Genomic DNA, 24,842 nt, shown 5'->3' with positions numbered 1-24,842 from the left:
CGAGGACGCATGATCGGCCTGGAAGATCGCCAAACACTGGTCCGACACATCGATGAGGCACACGCAGCCGGCGCGCGCCTACGCCCGGCCTGCGAGGTCGCAGGCATGACGCTGCGCACGCTGCAGCGCTGGAAAGCGCAAGGAGGACTGCACGAAGGAGATCGCAGACCTGTGGCCCAGCGTGCACAGCCGGCGCATGCGCTCAGCGACGAAGAACGAGCGCAGATCTTGGCACTTGCCAACGAGCCCCGTTTCGCCGACCAGCCCCCGGCGCGCATCGTGCCCACGCTGGCCGACGAAGGCCGCTATCTTGCCAGCGAATCGAGCTTTGCGCGCGTGCTGCGCGCCCACGGACAAACCCGTCACCGGGGTCGCAGCCGTGCGCCGCAGCGCACGCGAGCGCCGACGACGCACGTGGCCAGCGCCCCCGGACAAGTGTGGTGCTGGGACATGACCTACTTGCCCACGCACGTGAAGGGGCAGTGGTTCTACCTCTATCTGATCATGGATCTGTACAGCCGCAAGATCGTCGGCTGGGAAATCCATGCCCGCGATGAGGCCGAGCACGCCGTCGATTTGCTCAAGCGCACCGCGCTGGCCGAAGGCGTGCATGCCCTGCCGCAAAAGCCCGTGCTGCACGGCGACAACGGCAGCACGCTCAAGGCCACCACGGTGCTGGCGATGCTTCACTGGTTGGGGATCAAGCCCTCCTACTCGCGACCCAGGGTGTCCGATGACAACGCCTTCGTCGAATCGCTCTTCAAAACGGCGAAGTACCGCCCCGAATTTCCGGCGCGCGGATTCGCCAGCCTGGACGAAGCCCGCCAGTGGGGACAGCACTTCGTGCACTGGTACAACGTCGAGCACCGCCACAGCGGCCTGCGCTACGTCACCCCCGCCCAACGACATGCCGGGGAAGATCATGCGATCCTGGCGGCATGACATCAGACCTATCTTCAAGCCCGGGCACGCCACCCGGCGCGCTGGTCCGGATCGACACGCAACTGGACCCCGATCGGAGCCGTCACGCTCAACCCCGAACGGGACAGCGTCGTTCGGGACTCGGCCCGGGCGGAAATAGAAGGCAGGTGATGGCATGAATCAGGCGACAACTATCTTGACTTGTTCCGGCTGGTCTTGGCCTTGATCGGGTGGATCGCCACAGCCGGGGCGCTGATCGGTGTACTGATGGCGCGATAGATCTCATACCTAGGGCGGTTTGAGCGCGCCGATTGGCGCGCTTTTTTTATTTTTGCGCGTAGGCCTGTGCTTTTACCCTACTAAGCACGGTATCTAAACCTACATTGATCATATCTCTGACGCTGTGATCATTGTCGGATGCCACGTACGCGTAGAGCTGTGTAGCACTAGGCAAAATAGGCCTCCCCCCGATAACACTGACGTGCATGGACACAAACCCCTCTCTCATCTCGCTACTATATTTCACGTTAAGTGCAGCCTCGAGAATCGGTCCAACAAGCATTCCAAAGAGGAATCCGCCAGAAGAGCCGCCAGACAATGCTTGAGTTGTTTTTCCCATTTGAGTATACATGCTGTTATATATTGTAAAGTTGCTAACCGCCAGCCCTTGATATATTCTGCCTTTTTGCATCATTTCCTTTTTGAATTCATCGCTTTTCAGCAATTCCTGATTAATCCATGGGGACAAACTTAAGTCATCCCCGTCGTTCTCCAAGACGGGAACTGCATTTACAAGAATTGCCGGGGATTCTCTATCACCCCCTATTTTTTTAGGACTGATCGAAACGAATCCGGAAATTCTGATTATGTAATCATAATCTTTCTTGTCTTTGGTCGTGTTAAACCCATATGATTCGATTATGGAATAAAGTTTATCAGACGCCGGTTCGTCACACACAACCTTATACGGGTTGCACACAAAGAATTTTTTGTCTTTATCAACATTTTCAACGTGTCCATTTCCACCAGGAGTTCTATCATCAACGATAATATAGAGTTTTCCATTTTTCGATCCTGTGGCGATTCCTCCGACTGAATCCCGAACAGCAACATCGGTTGGTGTAACAGCACATCCCGAAAGCAGCATGATGACGCCAAAACCAATGATCCCAAGTCGTGTTGTCATGGCCTCTCCTCTCGTGATTGATAACTGCTAACCGAGCTTGCGGGCCAAATCCTCCGCCCGCAGATGCGTATATCTCTTAAGCATGTACAAAGTTTTGTGCCCCGCGACACCGGCCACCTCGAGGACGCTCAGCGATCCAGCCTCGACGAGCCGGCTGATTGCCTCATGACGCAAATCGTGAAAATGCAAATCGGATAAAAAATCTGGATCGGGCGTCACCCCGTCGCGCGCGCAATCGGCCAAATACGCCCGACGCGCACGATCGACGGCGCGCCGCCAGGTGTGCGTGACGCTGTTCGATCGCTGCCACCAGTGCATCACGCGATCGTCCGCGTCATCGCGCATCGACTTGGCCTCATCGAGCACTTAGAGCGCCGCCGTCGCCAGCGCAAGCCGTGCGAGCAGCGCGAGATGTGGCGGGCAGGCGGCGATCAGATAGCGCTCCTCGTCGGGTCGCAGCCGCCGGTCACGCGCGTTACGCTCAGGGGGGCAGGAGATTACCCGGCAAGGGTTGACCGGCACGGCGTATCCCCACTCACGCGACGCGAGATCGATGACCCGCGACAGCACGCTGATCTCTTTTTTGACCGTCGACGCCGCCGCCCCCGCCCGCATCCGTGCATCACGGTAAGCGGCCACCATCGCCGGGGTGACGGCCGAGAGCGAGTGGTCGCCAAATGTGTCCTGCAGCCGCCGCAGGACGCTGATGTGGTGGTGTCCCCGTAGGGTGGGCAGCACCGTGGTGCGGTAACGATCGATCAAGTCGGACAGCTTGACGTCGGCGGGGGGCGCATACGTCCCCAGGACCATCTCTCGCTCCACACCGCGCGCCCAGAGCTCGGCGTCGCGACGGGCCTCAAACGTGCGCGACGTGGTGGGATATCCCTTACGCTTGACGATGGCTTGCCATTGGTAGGGGCCCCTTTTGCGGATCGTCGCCATGAGATATACTTTCCCCAATTGGGTGACAACAGGGTGACAAAAAGTCTATCGCACCCAATTAACCTTGTCAAATCAATTAATTATAGCGGCAAATTATTGCCTTGTAAGCGGCAGGTCGTCCGTTCGAGTCGGACTGCCGGCATTCTTTCCGCTCACCGAGCTCGCACCCGTTCCGAGGGAGGCTCCATGCGTTTCATCCGCCGACTGTGCGGTCTCATTCTTTTTTGTCTCGTCGGCATGCTCTCTCCGTCCTTTGCGGCTGAATCCGGCAATGATCCCGTGCAGGCGGGACTTGCTCTGATTCAGGATGCGCTGCAGCGCAACACGCTACCAGCCGATACCTCCGCCGCGCTCAAGCAACTGCTCGACCGCATCCAGGAAGCGCAAACCCGCAAACAGCAGGCCGAGATTCGCGCTGCGCTCGCCGAAAAGCTCATCGAGCAGACGCAGCGCGAACTGCAGCAACTAACCGCCAGCCGCCCTGCCGACTTTGCCGACCTGCGGCTCACCGACGATTTGACGCCGAGCGAACGAGCCGAGCGCTTGCGTCGCATCCTCGAGGAAGAGCGGGCACGGCGTCAGACGCAAGAATTCCTCAAGGCCCAGCTCGCCGATCTCGAACAAACCAAGGAACGTCGCGATACCGCTACCGCACCCTCTCCCGCGCCACCACCCTCCGTACCCGGCAATGATCCCTTGGTGCAACAGGCACTCACGCTTGCCACCTTGGTCTCCAGCCAAGCCCAAGAAGCCCTACGCCGCGCGACCCTGCTAGAAAACCGCTTGGCCGAGAATTCTCAGGTGTTGCTATCGCGCCGCATCGAACGGCTGGAGGTCGAGCTCTCCCGACTGCGCCAGTTACGTGAAGCGCTGGAAAAGAGTACGGCGGCCGAAGTCACCCAGGAAACCAGCCAGGTCGATGCCGGCACGCTCGACCCAAGGCTCGCGCGCGTGGAAGCCACCAATCGCGAATGGGAAGCACGCCTCCAGACCCTGCGCCAGCGTTTGCAGACCGTGCGCGAACGCCAGGCGACGCTCCAACGCGAACATCAAGAGCGCAGAGAGTCGCTCGACTCCCTGAAAAAACGCATCGCCCAGCAAGGTCTGAGCCCCGCCGTGGGCAACCTACTCCTCGAATACCGCAGCCGCCTGCCCGCTCCCGTGACCCTGCGCCAGGAGCTCAACGCCGTACGCGCGATGCTGGAAGAGGTCCAGCTCCTGGAGCTCGAACTACGTCAAGCCAAACGCCTGATCGCCGATCCGCGCGAGCGGGCTCGCCAGCTCCTCGGATTGGCAGAAACAACGGATTCCCCTCTGGAAAAAAGCATCATCGAAGCGCTCTCGGCGAGGACCCTGACGCTCGAGACGCTCGATGCGCTGCGCCCGGCACTGCTCGCCGCCCTCGGCGACCTCGAATCCGTGCTCCTTCGCGAACTCGGCCTCGTGAACGAATTCTCCACCTTCATCGAGCAGCACCTGATGTGGGTGCCGACCACGCGTTCTCTTTGGCACTCCCCCTTATCCGAACTCACTGCGGTGGGCTCGGGGATACTCACGCTTGCGGCCGCCCTCATCGATCGCGCATCCTGGCAAACCGTCGTTTTTCACACGACGGTCAAAGCCTGGACCCTACTCGGCCTCGGGCTCATTTTCCTGCTCGCACGTCCGCGCCTGAACGCCCGGCTCGACCGACTGCTCGGCAAAGACCGGAAAGAATCCCGCAGCGCCGGGATCCTCGACATCTTGTCCATCTTGGGACTCGAAGCCCTTCAGTCCCTTCCCTTTCCGCTCGTCGCCTACGCTCTCGGCATGATGATCCTCGATAGTGGTGTTCCTGCCGAAAATGCCCATGCATTCGGGCTCGCTTTGACCCAGATCGCTCCTTTCGCCTGGAACGTGCTCTTCTGGCAACGAATTTTCTCACCCAAGAAAGGCCTTGCCGCCAGCCGTTATCACTGGCCAATGCCCGTGCTGCAACGCCTGAACCATACCCTGAAAGGATTCGCCTGGGGCGTGCTACCGCTGGGATTCCTAGCACTCTATCTCAACCAAATCCAACTCGATGCCCCCCTGACCGAACTGGGCCGCATTCCTTTCGTTCTATCGATGCTCTTGCTCTCCTGGCTGTTGTGGCGCATCTTCCACATTCGCCGGGGCTTGCTGACCGATACCCTCCTGCCCACCTGGATACGGGTGACCGCCGCCCTCTTTGGGCCAGGTCTGCCGCTGGTGAGCGCGGCGTTGGCCAGCGCCGGCTACTTCTACGCCGCCATGACCCTGATCGTCCGGTTCATGTCCACCCTCTGGATCTTGCTCGCGTTCGCGCTGCTGCAGCACGCCGCGCGCGATTTCTTTCTCCAACGTTTCGAACGCCGACGGAGCCGCAGCGCCGAGGATGGCGACGAAACGCAGAAGGAGCATATCGATGCGTCCGAACGGCAAACCTTGACTTTGCTCAATTTCGCCCTCGTGCTCGGCCTCGTCTTCGTCCTGCTCGACCTCTGGTCGTCGCTGCTGCCCGCCACCCGTATCCTGGACGAATGGGTGCTGTGGCGCTACACGGAGGCGATGGGCAACGAGGCGGTCACGATGCAAGTCACCCTGGCCGACTTGCTCCTCGCCCTGATCGGTTTTGCGGCGATGTGGGTGGCAGCACGCAATCTTCCGGGCCTGCTCGAATTGGCTCTACAACGCACCTCACGGCTGGATGCGGGCAGCAAGTATGCGCTGGTGACACTACTGCGCTACGCCATCTTCACCATCGGACTGATCCTCATCCTGGGGCAGTTGGGGATGCCGTGGTCGAAGCTGCAGTGGCTCGTCGCCGCCCTGAGCGTGGGCCTGGGTTTCGGCTTGCAGGAAATCGTCGCCAACTTCGTCTCCGGCCTCATCATCCTCTTCGAGCGCCCGGTGCGCGTGGGCGATCTGGTCACCATCGGCAGCGACAGCGGCACCGTGCGACGCCTCACCATCCGCGCCACCGTGATCGAGGATTTCGACCGCCGCGAAATCCTGGTGCCCAACAAGAAACTGATCACCGAACAGGTCACGAACTGGACGCTCAGCAACTCGCTGTCGCGCATCTTCCTCACGATCGGCGTGGCCTACGGCAGCGACCCCAAGCAGATCGAGACGCTCCTGCTCGAAGCCATCAAGGCCACCCCGGGCATTCTGTCGGACCCCGCCCCCAGCGTGATCTTCGCCCGCTTCGGGGAAAGCTCGCTCGATTTCGAAATCCGGGCAATCGTGGCCAACGTCGATCAGCGCCTTGGCATCATGAGCCGCCTCAACGAGGAAATCGATCGGATCTTCAAGGAGAACGGCGTGGAAATCCCCTTCCCGCAACGCGACTTGCATATTCGGGACATCGCCTGGCCGAGAACGGAACCTTTCCCTGCCGGGCAAAACGCACTTCAGCCTCCGGAGTCTTGAGCCAGGCGCCGGCGCACCGTCTCGTAGAGACACACGCCGGTGGCCACCGACACGTTCAGACTCTCGACGGCGCCGAGCATGGGGATGCGCACGAGCTCGTCGCACAGCTCGCGCGTGAGCCGCCGCAGACCTTCCCCTTCAGCCCCGAGCACCCAGGCCACGGGCCCGGCGAGGTCGCACTCGTAGAGCGACTTCTGCGCCTCGCCCGACGCGCCCACCACCCACACACCGGCCTCCTTGAGCGTGCGCAGTGCCCGTGCCACGTTCGTCACCGTCACGTAGGGGACGGTGTCGGCGGCGCCGCTCGCGACCTTGACCGCAGCGGCGCTCAAACCGGCGGCGCGATCCTTGGGCGCGATCACCGCATCCACGCCGGCGCCATCGGCCACCCGCAGGCAGGCTCCTAGATTGTGCGGATCCTGCACCCCGTCGAGCACGAGGAAGAGCGCCGGCCGTGTCGGATCGAGCGCGTCGAGCACCTCTTCGAGTGAGCGCGTCCGCGCTTGCGCGGCGACGAAGGCGACCACTCCTTGGTGCCGCCCTCCGCCCGCGATCGCATCGAGCCGCGCCGTGTCGACGGGCACGGCACGCACCCCGGCCAGTTGCGCACGTTCGAGCAGCGAGCGCATCCGCGCATCCTGCCGTTGTCGATCGATGTAGAGCTCGACGACGTCCTCGGGACGATGGCGCAGCAGCGTCGTGACCGCGTGGAAACCCGGCACCGCGCGGCGTTGTCTGGTTTCTTCCTTCATCGCTGCTTGGCCTTGGCGCGGCGCGTGCGCTCAGTCTTGCCTTCGCGCCGGGCCGGCGCCGGGCTGAGGTTCTCCAGGAAATGGAAATCGATCTTGCGCGTGGCCAAATCGACCCGAACCACCTGTACTTTCACCCGGTCGGCGAGGCGGTGACGCACGCCCGTGCGCTCACCCACCAGCGCATGCGCGCGCTCGTCGAAATGGAAATAATCTTCACCCAGATCGGAAATGTGTACCAAACCCTCGACGAAGAGCTCGTCGAGGGTGACGAAGAGGCCGAACGGGACCACCGCCGTGACCACTCCGGTATAGATCTCGCCCACTTTATCTTGCATGAAGTAGCATTTGAGCCAGCCGATGACCTCGCGCGTGGCCTCGTCGGCGCGACGCTCCGTCATCGAACAGTGCTCGCCGATCACCTTCCAGTCGCCGGGTTCGTAGCGCGCCCCGGCGAGCACCGCCTTGATGCAGCGGTGCACCAGCAAGTCGGGATAGCGTCGAATGGGCGAAGTAAAGTGCGCATAGGCCTCGTACGCAAGCCCGAAGTGACCGCGATTTTCCGGCGTATACACGGCCTGTTTGAGCGAGCGCAGCATCACCATCTGCAACAAAGGAGCATCCGGCCGCTGCTGGATCCTTTCCAGCACTTTGGCATAGTCCTTGGGTGTGGGCTCGTCGCCCCCGGGCAACTCGATCCCGAACCCGGCGAGGAAATCACGCAACGCCGCCACTTTCTCCGGTGCCGGCGGCTCATGCACACGGTAGAGCGTGGGATGGTCGTGTTCAGCGAGGAAATCGGACGCACAGACGTTGGCCGCGAGCATGCACTCCTCGATCAAGCGGTGCGCGTCGTTGCGCACGAGCGGCACGATGCGCGCGATCTTGCCGTTCTCGTCGAACTCGATGCGCGTCTCCATCGTCTCGAAGTCGATCGCCCCGCGCTGGCGCCGTGCTTTCAAAAGCGCACGGAAGACGGCATCCAGGTGCTGTAGATGCGGCAGAAGCTCGCCGAGCTTGATACGCACCTCTTCCGTGCCTTCATAGAGCGCAGCGGCGACTTCGGTGTACGTGAGGCGGGCGTGGGAATGCATTACGGCCGGATAGAAACGATAGCGCTGCACCTTTCCCGACGCGCTCACGATCATGTCGCAGGCCATGCACAGTCGATCTTCGCGCGGCACGAGGGAACACAAACCGTTACTCAGTTTCTCCGGCAGCATGGGAATGACCCGGCGCGGAAAATAGACCGAGTTGCCGCGATTGAACGCTTCGCCATCGAGTGCCGAGCCGTGCCGCACGTAGTGCGAGACATCGGCGATCGCCACGATCAACCGAAACCCTTTGCCCTGAGGTTCGCAATAAACCGCATCGTCGAAATCCTTGGCGTCCTCGCCATCGATGGTCACGAGCGGCAATTCACGCAAGTCCACCCGCCCGGCGAAGTCCTTGGGGCGCACCACATCGGGCAAGCGCCTCGCCTCCTCGCGCACCTCGCGCGGCCATTCGAACGGCAAGTCGAACTTACGCAACGCGATTTCGATCTCCATACCGGGATCGTCGTAATCGCCCAATATCTCGACGATCCGCCCGATCGGTTGGGCGTATTTCGTCGGCTGCTCGATGAGCTCGACCACCACCACCTGCCCCGGTTTGGCCTTTTTACCCCCCGGCGCGACGAGGATGTCCTGGGCGATACGCTTGTCCTCGGGCACCACCAAAGTGACCCCATGCTCGACGAGCACGCGCCCCACCACTTTTTGGTTAGCCCGCTCGAGCACTTCGACGATTTTCCCTTCGGGCCGTCCACGCCGGTCGATACCGGCGATGCGCACGATCACCCGATCGCCGTGCAGTACCTGCCGCATCTCCTTGGGACCGAGAAAGATGTCTTCGCCCCCGTCGTCGCGGATCAGGAAACCGAATCCGTCGGGATGCCCCTGGACGCGACCGCGAATGAGGTCGGCCTTTTCCGGCAGGAGATAAGCCCCGCGGCGATTGCGCAGGATCTGCCCGTCGCGCTCCATCGCCTTCAGGCGCCGCTCGAAGAGCTCATACTCGTGAGGTGCGATATCGAGCTCCTCCACGAGCTCGCTCCAGCGCATGGGGCGGCCTGCCTCGGTAAGCACCTGAAGAATGTATTCCCGGCTGGGCAAAGGATGCCCATATTTGGCCGCCTCACGGGCGAAATAGGGATCACGCCGACGACGCTCGCTCACCTCGGGCGCGGGCACGGCCGTCGACTCGATGATCGCAGAAGAGGGTGACGCCGGCTCCACAGCCGTTGGCGCAGACAGCAAAGCGGCGGGTGATCGCCGCCGACGGGAAGAAGAAGGTGAATCAGCGGGAAGTTGCCGTGGTTTGTTCTTTGACGTTTTGCTCATCGAGAATCGGAAGTCCTTGCATGCGTACGCGGCAGGCGCTCACGCCGACATGGCGTTGACAACACGCGCCGCACGCTTATAATAACGCATCTCGTCGCCCAGATGGCGGAATTGGTAGACGCGCTGGTTTCAGGTACCAGTGCCGCAAGGCGTGGAGGTTCGAGTCCTCTTCTGGGCACCACCGCATTTTTTCTCGGCTGTCGCTGGACGAAACACGGACGCAAGGAAATTTCGCCTTGATCCCAGTCCATGACGATCATTTGAAACCGGTTATCATCCGTACCTTTTAGCGGTACGTACCACCCCAAGACACCCTCGATTCACTCGCTTCCTCCTCTTCCGACAGAGCTCCATTGCCCATCCTGGGCACCTCTTTATGTCAATCGCCAGGACAACGTATCGCCGTGCAGCGGTGACCGGGGCCTCCCGCATCATCCGGATCACGTGCGAGTGAGCCGTCATTCTTCCGGATGCAATACCGCATGCAGAAATTCGCGCGTCCGCTGTTCCTTGGGCGAACTGAAAATCTCCTCGGGAGGTCCCTGTTCAAGAATGCGTCCCTGATCGAAAAAACAAACGCGATCGGAAATGCGGCGCGCAAAATCCATCTCGTGCGTCACCAGCAGCATCGTAAGCTCATGCTCCTCGGCCAAGCTACGAATGACTCGTAACACCTCACCCACCAATTCCGGATCGAGTGCCGAGGTTGGCTCATCGAACAACATGATCTTGGGGCGCATGGCCAAGGCACGCGCGATTGCCACGCGCTGCTGCTGTCCGCCCGAGAGCTGCGAGGGAAAAGCCTCGGCCTTGTCGCTCAGGCCCACAAGTTCGAGCAATTCCTCGGCGCGCTGGCGCGCCTCCCGTGGCGACAGACCAAGCACATAGCGGGGCGCTTCGGTGAGGTTGCGCAGCACCGTCATGTGCGGGAACAGATTGAAATGCTGGAAAACCATCCCCATCTTCTGACGCATCTTTCGCAGATGGGCCTCGCTGGCCGGCTCGAGCCCTTTCGCTCCCTGCTCGTGCCACAATGGCTCCCCATCGACATAGACCACCCCTTCGTTGATCCGCTCCAGCGTCATGAGAACGCGCAGCACGGTCGACTTGCCCGAGCCGGAAGGGCCGATGATGGTCACTTTCTCGCCGGGATCGACTGTGAAATCGAGGTGATCGAGCACGGTGAGCTCGCCAAAGCGTTTGACGACCCCTTCGAAGCGGATGATAGGCTCGTTCATTTCAACGGAATCCCTCTTTTTGGCAGACGGGTATCGAGCACACGCACCCCCCAAGCAGCAACGAGCGTCAAGAGGAGATAGAGCGCCCCCACCATGGTGAGCGGAATGAGGTAATTGAAGGTGCGATCACCGATGATCTTGGCGACGTTGAGCATTTCGAGCACGGTGACCACGGACAGCACCGGCACGTCTTTCATGATCGAGACGAGATAATTCCCCATTGCCGGCACGATACGCACGACCGCTTGCGGCAGAATCACATGGATGAAGGTGAGCCTTTCGGAAAGGTTGAGTGCCCGGGCCGCCTCTTTCTGCCCTCGCGGCACGGCCTGAATACCCGCTCGATACACTTCCGCCGTATAGGCGCTATATTGCACTCCCAAGGCCAACGCCCCCGTGAGAAACGCGGGCAACACGATGCCATAATCAGGCAAGACGTAGTAAAGAAAGAAGAGCTGGATGAGCAGCGGCGTATCACGCAAGAATTCGGTGATGAACGCAGCCGGCCAAGCAATGATTTTCAGAGGCACCCCTTTGAGGGACGCCAACAGCAAGCCCAGCCCCAAAGCCACGAAAAATCCCAGCAACGAGGCTTGGATCGTCACGACCATTCCGCGCAGCAAAATTGGCAGGATGGACCAGGCAAACGCCCAAGAAGTGCTCGTATCCCATTCTATTCCGAAAAGCATGGCGCTCATCTCCTCCGATGCCGCCAGCGACCAACGTGGCGTTCGAGCAATCCCATCAAAGCAGCCAGCACCAAGGCCATCCCAAAGTACATGAAAAGCACCATGGTATAGATGGTGGTGCTGTCCTGGGTAAGATTACGCAACTGTTCGGCACGAAAAGCCAAATCTCCCAGACTGATGAGTGACACGAGCGCTGTATCCTTGAGATTCTGCACCGCCAAATTACCGAAAGGCGGCATCATCTCCGGTAACGCCTGCGGCAGGGCGATACGCCATAAGGTCTGAGTGCGCGTGAAGTTGAGCGCTTTTGCCGCCTCGTACTGCGTACGTGGCACCGCTTGCACCGCTCCCCGGACGACCTCCGCTCCATAGGCCCCAATGTTCAGCCCCAGGGCCAGCACCCCGACGGTGACCGGATGGAAACGAAGATCGAGGCCAATGAGCTCACCGAGTAGCGGCAGGGCAAAATACAGCCAGAAGAGCTGTACCAGCAGCGACGTACCGCGGAAGACTTCGATATAAGTGACGCTCAAAGCCTTGATCAACGGATTGTGCGACAACTTTCCCATACCGGCGCCAAAAGCCAGCAAGGTACCCAAGATGGTGGAATACACGGTGAGCTCAATCGTCACCCAGCATCCCTGAAGCAGAGGGTCGATGTAGCGCGTCCATTCCACGTCGATTCTCCCCGAATCAGTGCACCAGTGCGCCCCAAGATCTCATGGTCCGTACCGATCGCTTCGCTCGCCAGCCTGCTCAGCCGCCAGGATTGCACCCCAATCCAGCGCCCATGGCTCGAGGAGCACGCTCGCTTCCACGTCTCCTCGGAAAGCGATCAGGGCGCGGCGCACAGCTCCTCGGCCGTGTGATCGAACGAATGATCAAGATCATTCTCGCCGAACCCATAGCCGAGCAGGATCTCACGCCACGCTTCCGTCTGCTTGAACTGCGCCAGTTGCTCATTGATGGCGTCGCGCAGTTCCTCGTTACCCTTGGCGAACACGAACCCACCCCAGCTACGCACCGGTTTTCCGTCGATGACCGGATCTTTGAACGCTTTCACGCGCTCCACGGCCTTGCTCTTGTCAGCCAAATTGGCCACGGTCAAGCTGGTAGCAGCGTAGGCGTCGGCACGCCCGGTAACCACCGTGGAAATGGCATCCGCATTGCTGGCGATGGTGACGATACGATTCTCGGGCAGACCGAGCTTTTGGAACATTTCGAGCTGATCTGCTCCGGCCATGATGGCCACCTTGACTCCTCGCCTGGCCACGATGTCTTCATAGGAGTACAATTTTTTCGGATTGCCTTTCTTTACCAACAACCCTTCTCCATAAGAACTATTCGGGTTGGAGAAGAGCACCTCCTGACAGCGTTGCGGCAGGATCGCCATCTCAGCGGCGACCATATCGAAGCGACCTGCTTTGAGCCCGGGAATGAGCGAACTGAACGCCGTACCCACCCACTCGATCTGCTCGATCCCCAGTTGTTCCACCAACACTTTGGCCACGTCGGGACCGGCCCCTTTGGCCTGGCCATCGATGTCGATGTATCCATAAGGAATTTCATTGGCCACGGCGATGCGGATTACCCCACGCGCCTTGATCTCTTCGAGCGAAGCCGCGTGGGCATCGTACATGAACAATGACAACAGGGAAAAACAGAAGACGAGCAGAACGCGAAAAATGCCTTTTGAATTCAATTCAATCATCAACCCACCCGACTTCAAAGGGAATGTTTTATCATTGTAATTCATATCCCATTGAAAATCAATGGACAAAATACATTTTTATGTCAGATCAATATTTGATATATATTGAACATGATATTTTCAATGGAGATTCATCGGATGACAAAAAAACCACTTCGAGGTCAAAGGGAAGGCGAGGTACATGGAAGGCATAATGGCAGACGTGACAGGGAAATGGGCGAGCACCCCCTGCACATCGGCGCCGTGCGTGCGCGCATTCGCTTATTCGGCGAGGTTGCCCCATGGATGGGTGAGGACCATAGCCGGCCCCCAGCCTTCATCAAACCGCGTAGCAGGACGATCGAAGCGTTGAACAATACCCGGCTAGCCCTGCCTCACCGACTCGGCCTTGAGCGCCGCCTTTGCCACCCTATCAGGGCGAGCATCACGGCCCACGCCGGCAAGTAGAGCCATTCCTTGGCCGGACGATCAGGATTGGGCAATTCCACGTGGGAAATGGACAAGCCCGGCTCCAAACCGAATTTCGCTGCCACGGAGCCGAACGTCACGCCGACGATCTGCCATTGATCCCCCAGAGACATCACCCGAATGCCGACCGAGCGCAAGCGCTCGTGGGCATTCTCGCTTGGCGCTCCCAAGGGAAGGATCACCCCTCGGCGCACTTCGACTCCTTCCAGATTCACTCCCTCCACGAACAGTCGCAGCGAGGCGCCTTCGGGAAGAGAGGTCACCACCCGTTCGAGCTCGACGGCGGGCACTTCGGTATAGGGCGGCACGAGGCGATCCATCCAGAACCCTGGGCGCAACAGGGTAAAAGCCACCAACAAGAGCAAACCCGCTTCCCACCATCGATTGCGCGCAAAAAACCACCCTTGCATGGCCGCGACGAATGCCATCATCGCCGTCACCCCTGCGGCCACCGTCAGCACCAACGCGGTCCAACTCTCCACGCCAATCAAAAGGAGCTGGGTGTTGAAGAGAAACATGAACGGCAAAATGGCCGTGCGGATGGAATAGACGAACGCCTGCACCCCGACGGCGATCGGATCGGTGCGAGCGATCCCAGCCGCGGCGTAAGAAGCCAGACCCACGGGCGGAGTCACGTCGGCCATCAATCCGAAATAGAAGACGAACATATGTACGGCGATGAGCGGCACCACGAGGCCATTCTGCCCCCCCACCTCCACCACCACCGGCGCCATGAGCGTCGAGACCACGATGTAATTGGCCGTGGTGGGCAGGCCCATGCCCAAAATCATACAGATGAGAGCCACCAACAACAGCAGCAGCAACAAATTGCCGCCGGCGAGCATCTCGATCACCTCGGTGAGCACCAGACCAATGCCGGTGAGGGTGACCGTCCCCACGATGATCCCGGCCGATGCCGTAGCGATGGCGATCGGCACCATGTTGCGCGCCCCGCCCACCATGGCCGCCCACAAATCGCGCACCCCTTCGGCGAGGGACGCACCATAGCCTCCTTCCGCACGGAAGAAGGCATAGAGCGGACGCTGTGTCAGAAGGATGAAGATGAGGTAAGTGAGCGCCCAGAAAGCGGCCAACCCCGGAGAAAGGCGCTCCACCATGAGATTCCAGATCAGCACCGCCACCGGCAAGAGGTAATGCAAGCCGGCCGGAATCGTCTTTCGCGCTTCGGGCAACTCGGTGATTTCCGCCTTGGGATCGTCGAACGGAAGCGGCGGCATACGTGCAGCCAGACGAACCAGCGCGAGATAGAGGAAAAACATCAATACCGAGATGAGGAAAAATGAGCCCTGGGGCCACAGCGCCTTGATCCACCCCAGCCCCCACACGACCACGCCTGCCAAGACCACGATTCCAGCGAAAGTCATGACGGCACGCAGCAGCCGTTGCTGCCAAGGCGTCAAGGTGCGCGCCGGCAATCCCTCGATACCGTGGCGAACAGCCTCCAGATGCACCAGATAAAACAAGCCGAGGTAGGACAATACCGCCGGCAAGAAAGCGTGCTTGAGCACTTCGATGTACGGTATGCCCACATACTCGGTCATCAGAAAGGCCGCCGCACCCATCACGGGGGGCATGATCTGCCCATCCACCGAGGCAGCCACCTCCACGGCCGCAGCCTTCTTGGGCGGGTAGCCTACGCGTTTCATCAGTGGGATGGTAAAGGTTCCGGTGGTGACGACGTTGGCGATGGACGAACCGGAAATGATGCCGGTGGAAGCCGAAGCCACCACCGCCGCCTTGGCCGGCCCCCCGCGGAAACGGCCAAGCAACGAAATGGCCGAAGCGATGAAATACCCACCAGCCCCCGCAGTCTCCAGCATGGCGCCGAAGAGAACGAACAGAAAAATGAAACTGGTCGACACCCCCAAGGCCACACCGAACACCCCTTCGGTGGTGAGCCAGAAGTGACTCATGCCCTTGGCGAGCGAAGCCCCCCGATGCGCGATTGCATCGGGCATATAGGGACCGAGGAAGACGTAGCCGAGGAAAACGAGCGCAAGCAGCGTCAAGGGCCAACCCAGTGAGCGACGTGCCGCTTCGAGCAGCAAGGCCAGCCCGACCACGGCAGCCGTCATGTCCATCGGCGAGGGCAAACCCGGGCGGGTAGATAATTCACGATAAAAGAACGCGATGTAGCCGGCACAGGCCATACCGGCCAGCGCCAATCCCCAGTCGAAGAGTGGAACGTGATCGCGGGGTGATCGCTTCAAGGCCGGATAGGCCAGAAAAGCCAGCGCGATGGCAAAGGCGAGATGGATGGACCGGGCCTCGGTGTCATTGAAGATGCCGACGTCGAGTAAAAACGGCAAAGGGGAGGCGTACCACAACTGAAACAGCGACCAGGCGAGCGCCAGCAGCGTGAGCACCCCCCCCTGCCAACCCGCCGGCTGCCGCCGCCCCGTATCGGCCTCGGCGACGAGCTCGCGCAGCGCCTCGTCGGGCAGACCCGGCTCATCCAGAGGCTGCCGTCGCCCCTCTTTCATCCCCGATCGCATCGTCGATGCCCCGGGATCAGAGCCAGCCTTTTTCGCGGTAGTACTTCAATGCACCAGGATGAAGCGGCGCCGACAGGCCGTCCTTGACCATGTGCCCCGGCTCCAGATGGCCGAAAGCCGGATGGAGTTTCTTGAACTCCTCGAAGTTCTCGAATACCGTCTTCACCAGCGTATAGACCACTTCATCGGGCACTTTGGCCGAAGTCACGAGCGTGGCAAGCACGCCGTACGTGGGCACGGGTTCAGGGTGATTGGGATACAGACCAGCGGGAATTTCGACCTTCGCATAATAGGGCGCCTCGGCCAGCAGCTTGTCGACCGCCGGGCCCGTGACATTCGCGAGTTTGGCATTACACGTGGCGAGGGGATCCTGGATGTTGGCGCTCGGATGCCCAACGACGAAGAAGAAGGCATCGATCTTGTTGTCACACAACGCCGGACCATGCTCATCGGGTTTGAGCTCCGAGACGAGGGAAAAATCGGAATACTTCCATCCCAATGCCTGGAGCAACACGTCGACCGTGGCGCGCTGCCCCGACCCCGGGTTACCGATATTGACGCGTTTACCCTTGATGGCTTCCAACCCTTTCTTTGCATCGATTTCGGGACGAACCACCAGCGTGAGCGGCTCGGGGTGCAGAGAGAACACTGCCCTCAAGTCCTGGAAAGGTCCGGCGTCCTTGAACGAGCTGCTGCCATGATAAGCGTGATACTGCCAATCGGACTGTACTACCCCGAAATCGAGCTCACCCGTCCGGATGGTGTTGACGTTATAGACCGATCCCCCCGTGCTTTCGACCGAGCAACGGTATCCATGCTGAGCCCGGTCCTTGTTCATCAAGCGGCAAATAGCCCCGCCGGCGGCATAGTACACCCCCGTGACCCCACCGGTACCGATGGTGACGAATTTTTGCTGCGCCACGACCGGAGGCGCACTCAAGCTTGCCAACCCCAGCGCCAGGATGGCGCCCATCGTTTTGATACCTTTCATGGCGTACTCCTCCTGTGATGAATTTGCGTTTTTTCGAGTCTAGTGCGTAGAAGCGCATGGCGCCAGTTCGGGAAAACCCGCACCGGAGCGTATTTCGACTGCCTATCCCCCTACTCTTCTCCTTCGAGCGGCAGTACGTTCGGGTTGAGCAAGAAGCGAGCATCTGCGATCGCATAGCCTTGCTCATGCACGATCACGGGGTTGAGGTCGAGCTCCGAGATTTCGGGGTACGCCCGCACGAAATCGGCCACCTGGAGCAGCAAATCGACCACGCGCGCCTCATCGACACGCGGCAGTCCCCGGACGCCGTGCAGCAATTTGTTCCCGCGCAGCTGCCGCAGCATGGATTCGGCGTCGTCACGCGTCATGGGAACGGCACGGAAGGCTACGTCATTGAGCACCTCGACGAAGATCCCACCCAAGCCGAACATCATCACGGGACCAAAGACGGGATCGCGCACCATCCCGATGATCACCTCCACCCCTTTGGGCGCCATGGGCATGGCGAGAACCCCATGGAGGTCCGCCTTGGGCGCGTACGCCCGGCACGACGCGAGGATGCTCTCGTACGATTCGACGATGGCCTCCCGCCCCCGCACGTCGAGCCGAACGCCACCGGCATCGCTTTTGTGCAGGATGTCGCGAGAGACGATCTTGAGGGCGAGCGGGCGGTCCCCGAAACGTTCGAGTACCTGCTCGACGTGCTCGGGCGCGCGCATGAGCACCGACTCTCCGGCGGCGATGCCATGCGCGGCCAGAGCCACTTTGGCTTCGTGCTCATAAGGATTGCGCCCCTCCTGGGCCGCGCGCAAGAAGACTTCTCTCACACAGGGCTGGGGTGACACGTGTCGCGCATCCGGTTCGGAGCAACGGCGCAAATGATGGCCACGCTCGGCCAGGGCCTGCAACACCCGAACGGAATGCTCGATCGAGGCATATACCGGCAACCCCGCCTCGCGTAGGCGCCGCACCGCCGGGGGTTTGATGGGCGCATAGAGGCTATGCACCACCAAGGGTTTGTCGTGTTTATTCCGCCATTCAGCGAAGGTTTCGGCACAGCGCATCTCATTACCCATGAGCTGCTCGCCGAATCTAATGGCATAGCCCCCGAACATGCCGACCAGCAGGAGTGCATCGACGTTGTCATCCTGGGCGAGGATGGAGAGACACTCCGCAAGAATGGCAGGATTGTCGTCGGAGGCACCCGCCACGTCGATCGGATTGCGCAGAGAAGCCTGGGGGGGAAGAATGGACGCAAGCCGCCTTACCGTCCCTTCTTCGAGCGGGGCCAGCGACAGACCGGCTTCGACCAGACGGTCGACGGCGATCGTGGCCTGCCCCCCACCGTCGGAGAGCACCGCCACGCGCGACCCAGGCGCTGCATTCCAGGCCGCCAACCCCTCGGCCACCGGCAGCATCTCGTCCGATTGCTGCACCAGGCACACACCGGCTTGACGCAATAGATCGACCGTCATCGAATAGCTTCCCGCCAGCGCCCCCGTATGCGAGCGCGCCGCTACCTTGCCGGCTTCGGTTGCGCCAGACTTATAGACCACGACCGGTTTGTGGCGCGACACGGCGCGCGCGATCTCGAGAAAGCGCTGCCCTGAGCGGAACCCCTCGACGTACATCGTCACGACCCGCGTGTGGGATTCGCGACCCAGAAAACGCAAGTAATCGTTGAAACCCAGATCGGTCTGGTTTCCTGGGCCGACGTAGATGGAAAATCCCAATTCCCCGTGGTATTGGGCCTCGAGCACGAGCGAGAGCAGCATGTTGCCCGACTGCGAGATGAAAGCGACATGTCCTGGACGCACCCCCCGCAAACCCAGCAAGTCGAGTCCGATGGTCAGGTTGAACATGCCGGAGGTATTGGGACCGATCACGCGCACACCATGCTTCTGCGCTGCCGCCAGCAAAGCCTCTTCGAGACGCTCACCATCCGGACCGCTTTCACGAAAGCCTCCGGCGATGACCACCACCCCTTTGATGCCCTTGCGGCCGCATTCTTCCACCAAGCCGGGAACGGTGGCGGCCGGGGTGCAAATCACCGCCAGATCGACCTCACCGGGAAGTTCTTCGACATTGCGGTAACAGCGCCGTCCAAGGATCATCTCCTCGCGCGGATGAATGGGATAGATGGCGCCACGATAGCCTGCCTCGATCAACCCCTGCACGGCTTTGTAGCCCCGTTTCCCTGCGACGGCGGACGCCCCCACCACGGCCACCGCCCGAGGGAAGAACAGAGGATCGAGCGGGTCGGAAGAAGTGTCGCTGCACACGACGGACGGCATCTCAGGCTGATTCATCGGCTCATCTCCCGCGGAACCTGGGTGGGCGCTTCTCGGCAAATGCCACCACGCCTTCACGCCAATCTTCGGTGGTCGCCACGAACGTCATTCCTTCCAACTCGGCGGCAAGGGCTGCTTCCAGCGAATTTCCCGCGGCGAGCAACAGGGTGCGCTTGGCGAGTTCCATGGAAATGGGCGCCTTCTCGGCCAGGGCGCGTGCATAGAGCCGGGCGGATTCGAGAAAGCCCTCGTCGTCGAACGCACGGTTGGCCAATCCGATGCGTTCGGCTTGCTCACCATCGAGGCGTTCGCCAAAAAACAGCAATTCACGCGCTCGCGCCAATCCGACCAGCCGCGGCAACAACCACGTGACCCCCCCGCCGAGGAAGTTGCCGATCGACAACTCCGGGAAACCCAGTTTGGCACTTTTGCTCATCAGCAGGAAATCGGCTGCCAGTGCCATTTCGGCTCCTGCTCCGAGCGCATAGCCATGCACTGCCGCCACCACCGGTTTCGACAGGTGCAGGATGCGCCGGCATACCTCCTGTTCTCCCTCGAGGTAACGGCGACGCTGGTAAGGCGTTCGCTGACCACTGCCGTGCGCTTTGAGGTCGGCTCCCACGCAGAAAGCCCGGCCCTCGCCACGTAGCAGCACCACCCTGACCGTTTCGTCCTCTTCGGCCCGGAGCAATGCTTTGTGCATGGCAGCATAGACGGCTTCATTGACCGCGTTGAGCCGATGCGGGCGATTGAACGCGATTTCAGCCAAACCCTCATGCACCGCATACCGCAGCGGCTCTCCTTCTTCATCGCTCATGGACGGCGCCTCACTCGCCTCTACCATCGCTATCTCCCTCGACGATTCAAACGGTTTTCCTGTGCGGCACCACGAATGAGCGACTGCACGGCTGCATCGCGGCTCGCTCCGGCGCATGGATGCCCGCACATCGAGGGGGGGCATGTCGCCTCCTAGGCGCCTTGGGAAACGCTGAATAATTGGCTGCGCGGGCGAATCGCTGCGTTGTGCGGTGCTCGCTCCCTCGCCTATCTACTCGATATGTCTCGGTCGCTGCGCTCCGTGCGCCTTGCGCTTCATCCCGCTCGCTCATTTCTTCAACGTCCCCCTGACCTGCAATCGCTCGCGGAAGTTTTTCGCACGCCCATAGGACGGAACACGCCGTGATCCCGCCTCCCTCGGCGAGGTTCATGATAGAGCTAAAGGCACGTCCTTCGCAAGCTCGGACTCATTTTGCACTAAAATTCCTTTATGCCTGAAAACGACAAGTCCTCGTCCACATCGACCCGTCGTTCGCAGCGGCTGCAACGGCTGACGGTCTCTTTGAGGCGCTGGGAAGAAGAGCTCCCCATGGTGTTTGCCGCCTGCCTGGTGGGGCTGCTCTCCGTGGGTTTTGCCAAAGCCGCGGAATGGGCCATCGAATTCCATGCCGCCTTGCTCAATGGCCGTCCCTGGATAGGGCTCCTCCTCTCGCCCCTGGGTTTCGCCGCCATCGCCTGGATCACCCTGCGCTTCCTTCCCTCGGCCACCGGCAGCGGCATCCCGCAGGCGATCGCCGCCAGCCTGAGCACCGACGGCAGGCTGAAGCGCTCGCTCCTGTCGATTCCGATCGCCCTGGGCAAGATTCTCCTGACCACCCTGGGCCTACTGTGTGGCGCCTCGATCGGACGCGAAGGGCCAACGGTACAAGTCGCCTCGTCGGTGATGTACGCCCTGGCGGGAAAACGCAAGCGGCGGCGGCTTGCGTCCAGTCAAGCGTTGATCGTCGCCGGCGGAGGCGCCGGCGTGGCCGCCGCCTTCAACACTCCCCTTGGAGGCATCCTCTTTGCCATCGAAGAGATGTCCCATCGCCGTGCTTTCCAAGCAAACGGAACCCTGTTGACGGCCGTCATCTTCTCCGGGATCGTCTCCCTGCTTCTGCTCGGCAACTATACCTATTTCGGGCGCACCGATTTGGCCATGGGCATGGCCGACGGCTGGAAAGTGGTGCTCGCGATGGGCATCACCTGCGGCCTTCTGGGCAGCCTCTATGCGCGCGCGCTGATCGCTTTATCGCACCACGGCCTGCCCGGACGCGCCGGCCAATGGGCCAAACGACACCCGATCTACCTGGCTGCAGCCTGCGGCCTGGGCACTGCCTTGTTGGGTTGGGTCACCGGCGGAGACATCTACGGCACAGGTTATCAGCAAGTCAAGTCGGCCCTGGAAGGCGAAGGCATGCTTCCATGGTATTTTTTCATCGCCAAGATGCTTGCCATCACTCTGGCATTCGTGAGCCGCATACCGGGAGGCGTATTCGCACCCGCACTGGCCGTGGGCGCCGGCCTGGGCTCGCTCGTCGCCACGGGATTCCCGGGGTCGGCGCCCAACGTCTTCCTCGTGCTCGGCATGGTGGGTTTTCTTTCCGCCATGACGCAAACCCCCATCACGGCCTTCGTGATCGTGATGGAAATGACGGCAAACCATGAAATGCTCCTGCCTCTGATGGCGACGTCGCTGATCGCCTTCGCCCTCTCCCGCACCCTCATCCGCACTCCCCTCTATCACGCCTTGGCGCGTGACACCCTACGCTCGGCAAGCGAGCGCCTCAAGCAGCAAAAGCTCGTCCACCAAGACACACTCGGCAACTGAAGGGCGCATCGTTTTCATCGTACGGGCACAGCGGCCCGAGGCAAGAATCGCCCGAAACCGAAGAAGATACCCATATCGATTACAAAGAATGCGCCGTCGAAGGATGGGAACCCCACCAAAACCCTCATAAAAAAATGGTTGACCTCTCCCTCGTCGCGTGATAGGGTAAAAATACAAAAAACACAATAGAATTTATTCGTCACTCTACTCCTTGAATTTCATGGACATTTCCATGAAGTACATTGTCATATAATTACATTTTCATTATCATGAATGATTTATATTTTTTAGACAAAAACCCGTCCCTCGATACGATCACATTCCGTGAGCCCCGGCCGGAAGACGGGCCGCGCGTCACGCGCCTCATTGCCCGGTGCCCGCCGCTCGACCCCAACTCGGCCTATTGCAATCTGTTGCAATGTACGCACTTCGCCGATACCTGCATCCTGGCCGAGCATCCGAACGAGGATGAATTGCTGGGCTGGATCTCCGGGTACCGTATTCCGAATGCGCCGGACAAACTCTTCGTCTGGCAAGTCGCGGTGGCCGAAACGGCCCGGGGCCAGGGGCTCGCCAGCAGCCTGCTCGAACGCTTGCTCGCCCGGCCCGGGCTCGACGACGTGCGCTTCATCGTCACCACCATCACTCCCGACAATGATGCTTCCTGGGCATTCTTTCGCGGATTCGCCGCCCGCCATGGCCATTCGATCGTCGAGCGGCCGCTATTCGAGAAAGAACGCCATTTCGCCGGCCGACACGAGACCGAATGGGAACTGACGATCGGTCCCCTGTCTGCCGTCCATTCCACTCCTTCCGGAGGAAATACGCCATGAGCAGACCCGAACCTTCCCATACACTACCCGATCGTTCGATTTACCTGCGCCGCGAATCCAAGGTGCGAAGCTACTGCCGCACCATGCCCCGACAGTTCGTCAAAGCCAGGGGACCTTGGATGTACGACGATCAGGGAGGGCGCTATCTCGACTTCTTGAGTGGATGCTCGACGCTCAACTACGGTCACAACCATCCCGTACTCAAACAAGCGCTCATCGAGCACATCCAAAACGATGGCATCGCCCATGGTCTCGATCTGCACACCCAGGCCAAGGCAGAATTCCTGCACACGTTCGATGAACTCATCCTCGAGCCTCGCGGACTCGATTATGTGGCAATGTTCCCCGGCCCCACGGGCACCAATGCCGTGGAAGCCGCCCTGAAGCTCGCCCGCAAGGTGACCGGGCGCAACCTCGTGATCGCTTTCACCAACGGATTCCACGGCATGACTTTGGGCTCGCTTGCCTGTACCGGCAACGCGGCCAAACGTCAGGGCGCCGGAGTGCCGCTCGACAACGTCGTGCATGAGCCTTACGACGGCTATCATGGCCAAGGCATCGATACGGCCGAGCTACTCGAACGTCGCCTCACCGACGGCTCGAGCGGTCTCGACGCCCCGGCCGCGATCCTCGTGGAAACGGTGCAAGGCGAGGGCGGGCTCAATGTCGCCTCGGCCGCATGGTTGCGCAAGATCGCCGCCCTGGCCAAGCGTCATGGGGCCCTGCTCATCATCGACGACATCCAGGCCGGATGCGGTCGCACCGGTGGCTTCTTCAGCTTCGAAGAAGCTGGAATCGAACCCGACATCGTTACCCTGGCCAAGTCGCTCTCGGGTCTGGGATTGCCCTTTGCGCTCACGCTCTTCCGACGCGAGCTCGACATCTGGAATCCGGGCGAGCACAACGGAACCTTCCGGGGTAACAACCATGCCTTCGTCACGGCCACCGCCGCCTTGCGCCATTTCTGGAGTGATGGCGAGTTCGCCGGGGAAGTATCGCGGCGCGGCGAATATCTGGCCGAGCGACTCGAACGCATGGCCGAAGCACACGGACTCGAGACCCGCGGCCGCGGCATGATGCGCGGCATCGTCCTGCCCAATGGTGAACTTGCAGCCAAGGTCACCGCTGCCTGCTTCGACCGGGGGCTCATCATCGAGACGAGCGGAGCCGACGATGAAGTCGTCAAAGTGCTCGCCCCGCTGAACATCGACGACGAGATATTCGCCAAAGGCTTGGACATCGTCGAAGAATGCGTAGCCAATGTCATGAGTGAGTACGTCGAAGCATCGCTGGAGGTAACCAAATGATCGTGCGTTCGGTCGACGAGCTGCGTGATGGTGAGCGTCACGTCAAATCCAAAGGCTGGGACAGCATCCGTTTGCTGCTGAAGAAAGACGGCATGGGGTTTTCCTATCACGTCACTCGCCTCTACTCGGGAGAGACGCTGGAATTCCACTACCGCAACCACCTCGAAGCCGTCTTGGTGATCGAAGGCACCGGCACCATCGAAGATCTGGGTACGGGTCAAATCCACGTGCTTCGCCCAGGGGTCATGTACGCCCTCAATGAGCACGATCGGCACATCATACGCCCGACCACGGACATCGTCTGTGTGTGCGCCTTCAATCCTCCGGTCACCGGCGCGGAAGTACATGACGAGACCGGCGCCTACCCGACCGAGCACGAATACGCTCGATCCCAATAGCGCGCCGCTGCATCGCCCCCTCCCTCGTCGGCACCCCTCGCTTCGTCGAGGAGGGGTGCCATCGTTGCTTTTGCACATCATCCAGAAAGGAGGCTGTATGGAAGATCTCTATCCCTCTCGTCGCAGCCATGAGGCCATG

General features: G+C 60.7%; 18 protein-coding genes, 1 tRNA gene and 1 pseudogene. 7 read left to right on the top strand and 13 right to left on the bottom strand.

Going from position 1 to position 24,842, the window contains the following annotated elements:
- Positions 1 to 1,092, top strand: a pseudogene (locus tag EPD81_RS10095) (IS3 family transposase); the annotation flags it as partial.
- A gap of 154 nt (positions 1,093 to 1,246) precedes the next feature.
- Here EPD81_RS10095 and EPD81_RS10090 read toward each other — a convergent pair.
- Genes EPD81_RS10090 through EPD81_RS10080 form a run of 3 tightly spaced genes read right to left on the bottom strand, consistent with a single transcriptional unit; the run spans position 1,247 to position 2,917 of the window.
- Positions 1,247 to 2,107 (bottom strand): hypothetical protein, encoded by an 861-nt coding sequence (locus tag EPD81_RS10090; protein ID WP_142805310.1) that lies wholly within the window; start codon positions 2,105 to 2,107, stop codon positions 1,247 to 1,249.
- A gap of 27 nt (positions 2,108 to 2,134) precedes the next feature.
- A complete protein-coding gene (locus tag EPD81_RS10085) occupies positions 2,135 to 2,473 on the bottom strand; it encodes a tyrosine-type recombinase/integrase (RefSeq protein WP_221929295.1) in 339 nt (112 codons plus the stop codon).
- The gene (locus EPD81_RS10080; protein WP_142805309.1) at positions 2,474 to 2,917 is read right to left on the bottom strand and encodes a hypothetical protein; all 444 of its coding nucleotides are present in this window, start codon (positions 2,915 to 2,917) and stop codon (positions 2,474 to 2,476) included. It abuts the gene before it with no gap.
- A 318-nt stretch (positions 2,918 to 3,235) separates the two neighbouring features.
- Here EPD81_RS10080 and EPD81_RS10075 point away from each other — a divergent pair, with 318 nt between their 5' ends.
- A complete protein-coding gene (locus tag EPD81_RS10075; RefSeq protein ID WP_142805308.1) occupies positions 3,236 to 6,481 on the top strand; it encodes a mechanosensitive ion channel domain-containing protein in 3,246 nt (1,081 codons plus the stop codon).
- Here EPD81_RS10075 and rlmB read toward each other — a convergent pair.
- Together rlmB and rnr are read right to left on the bottom strand one after the other, a co-directional pair.
- On the bottom strand, positions 6,463 to 7,233 hold the full coding sequence (gene rlmB, locus EPD81_RS10070; protein WP_142805307.1) for a 23S rRNA (guanosine(2251)-2'-O)-methyltransferase RlmB: 771 nt from the start codon (positions 7,231 to 7,233) through the stop codon (positions 6,463 to 6,465). The two genes, EPD81_RS10075 and rlmB, sit on opposite strands and share 19 nt — an antisense overlap.
- On the bottom strand, positions 7,230 to 9,335 hold the full coding sequence (rnr, locus tag EPD81_RS10065) for a ribonuclease R (RefSeq protein ID WP_370456507.1): 2,106 nt from the start codon (positions 9,333 to 9,335) through the stop codon (positions 7,230 to 7,232). The genes rlmB and rnr overlap by 4 nt, the downstream gene beginning before the upstream one ends.
- A 375-nt stretch (positions 9,336 to 9,710) precedes the next feature.
- On the opposite strand from rnr, the gene EPD81_RS10060 reads away from it, so the two are divergent.
- Positions 9,711 to 9,795 (top strand) — tRNA-Leu (locus tag EPD81_RS10060).
- Between the two features lie 277 nt (positions 9,796 to 10,072).
- Here EPD81_RS10060 and ehuA read toward each other — a convergent pair.
- The 8 genes from ehuA to EPD81_RS10020 form a co-directional block, all read right to left on the bottom strand.
- Entirely contained in the window at positions 10,073 to 10,852 is a 780-nt protein-coding gene (gene ehuA, locus EPD81_RS10055) for an ectoine/hydroxyectoine ABC transporter ATP-binding protein EhuA (RefSeq protein ID WP_142805305.1), read from the bottom strand.
- On the bottom strand, positions 10,849 to 11,541 hold the full coding sequence (ehuD, locus tag EPD81_RS10050) for an ectoine/hydroxyectoine ABC transporter permease subunit EhuD (protein ID WP_142805304.1): 693 nt from the start codon (positions 11,539 to 11,541) through the stop codon (positions 10,849 to 10,851). Before ehuD ends, ehuA begins: the two co-directional genes overlap by 4 nt.
- Before the next feature lie 5 nt (positions 11,542 to 11,546).
- On the bottom strand, positions 11,547 to 12,218 hold the full coding sequence (gene ehuC / locus EPD81_RS10045) for an ectoine/hydroxyectoine ABC transporter permease subunit EhuC (RefSeq protein ID WP_142805303.1): 672 nt from the start codon (positions 12,216 to 12,218) through the stop codon (positions 11,547 to 11,549).
- Between the two features lie 158 nt (positions 12,219 to 12,376).
- A complete protein-coding gene (ehuB, locus tag EPD81_RS10040) occupies positions 12,377 to 13,252 on the bottom strand; it encodes an ectoine/hydroxyectoine ABC transporter substrate-binding protein EhuB (RefSeq protein ID WP_185955427.1) in 876 nt (291 codons plus the stop codon).
- Between the two features lie 374 nt (positions 13,253 to 13,626).
- Complete coding sequence (locus EPD81_RS10035; protein ID WP_142805302.1) at positions 13,627 to 16,224, bottom strand: TRAP transporter permease; 2,598 nt, start codon at positions 16,222 to 16,224, stop codon at positions 13,627 to 13,629.
- Between the two features lie 28 nt (positions 16,225 to 16,252).
- Positions 16,253 to 17,227, bottom strand: coding sequence for a TAXI family TRAP transporter solute-binding subunit (locus tag EPD81_RS10030; RefSeq protein ID WP_185955426.1), 975 nt, complete (start codon positions 17,225 to 17,227; stop codon positions 16,253 to 16,255).
- Between the two features lie 110 nt (positions 17,228 to 17,337).
- The gene (locus EPD81_RS10025) at positions 17,338 to 19,536 is read right to left on the bottom strand and encodes an acetate--CoA ligase family protein (protein WP_221929292.1); all 2,199 of its coding nucleotides are present in this window, start codon (positions 19,534 to 19,536) and stop codon (positions 17,338 to 17,340) included.
- A gap of 4 nt (positions 19,537 to 19,540) precedes the next feature.
- On the bottom strand, positions 19,541 to 20,335 hold the full coding sequence (locus EPD81_RS10020) for an enoyl-CoA hydratase/isomerase family protein (protein WP_142805301.1): 795 nt from the start codon (positions 20,333 to 20,335) through the stop codon (positions 19,541 to 19,543).
- A gap of 450 nt (positions 20,336 to 20,785) precedes the next feature.
- Here EPD81_RS10020 and EPD81_RS10010 point away from each other — a divergent pair, with 450 nt between their 5' ends.
- The 4 genes from EPD81_RS10010 to EPD81_RS09995 all read left to right on the top strand — a co-directional run bounded on the left by EPD81_RS10010 (position 20,786) and on the right by EPD81_RS09995 (position 24,703).
- Positions 20,786 to 22,165, top strand: coding sequence for a chloride channel protein (locus tag EPD81_RS10010; protein ID WP_142805300.1), 1,380 nt, complete (start codon positions 20,786 to 20,788; stop codon positions 22,163 to 22,165).
- 269 nt (positions 22,166 to 22,434) lie between these two features.
- Entirely contained in the window at positions 22,435 to 22,998 is a 564-nt protein-coding gene (ectA, locus tag EPD81_RS10005; RefSeq protein ID WP_142805299.1) for a diaminobutyrate acetyltransferase, read from the top strand.
- Entirely contained in the window at positions 22,995 to 24,305 is a 1,311-nt protein-coding gene (ectB, locus tag EPD81_RS10000; RefSeq protein ID WP_142805298.1) for a diaminobutyrate--2-oxoglutarate transaminase, read from the top strand. The genes ectA and ectB overlap by 4 nt, the downstream gene beginning before the upstream one ends.
- Complete coding sequence (locus EPD81_RS09995) at positions 24,302 to 24,703, top strand: ectoine synthase (protein ID WP_142805297.1); 402 nt, start codon at positions 24,302 to 24,304, stop codon at positions 24,701 to 24,703. The genes ectB and EPD81_RS09995 overlap by 4 nt, the downstream gene beginning before the upstream one ends.
- The last annotated feature ends 139 nt before the right edge of the window (positions 24,704 to 24,842 follow it).

Source organism: Tepidiphilus sp. J10, from assembly GCF_006980785.1.
Taxonomy (GTDB): Bacteria; Pseudomonadota; Gammaproteobacteria; order Burkholderiales; family Rhodocyclaceae; genus Tepidiphilus; species Tepidiphilus olei.
Note: the sequence above shows the minus strand (reverse complement) of the source record. Positions and strands in the feature narration are given on the sequence as shown.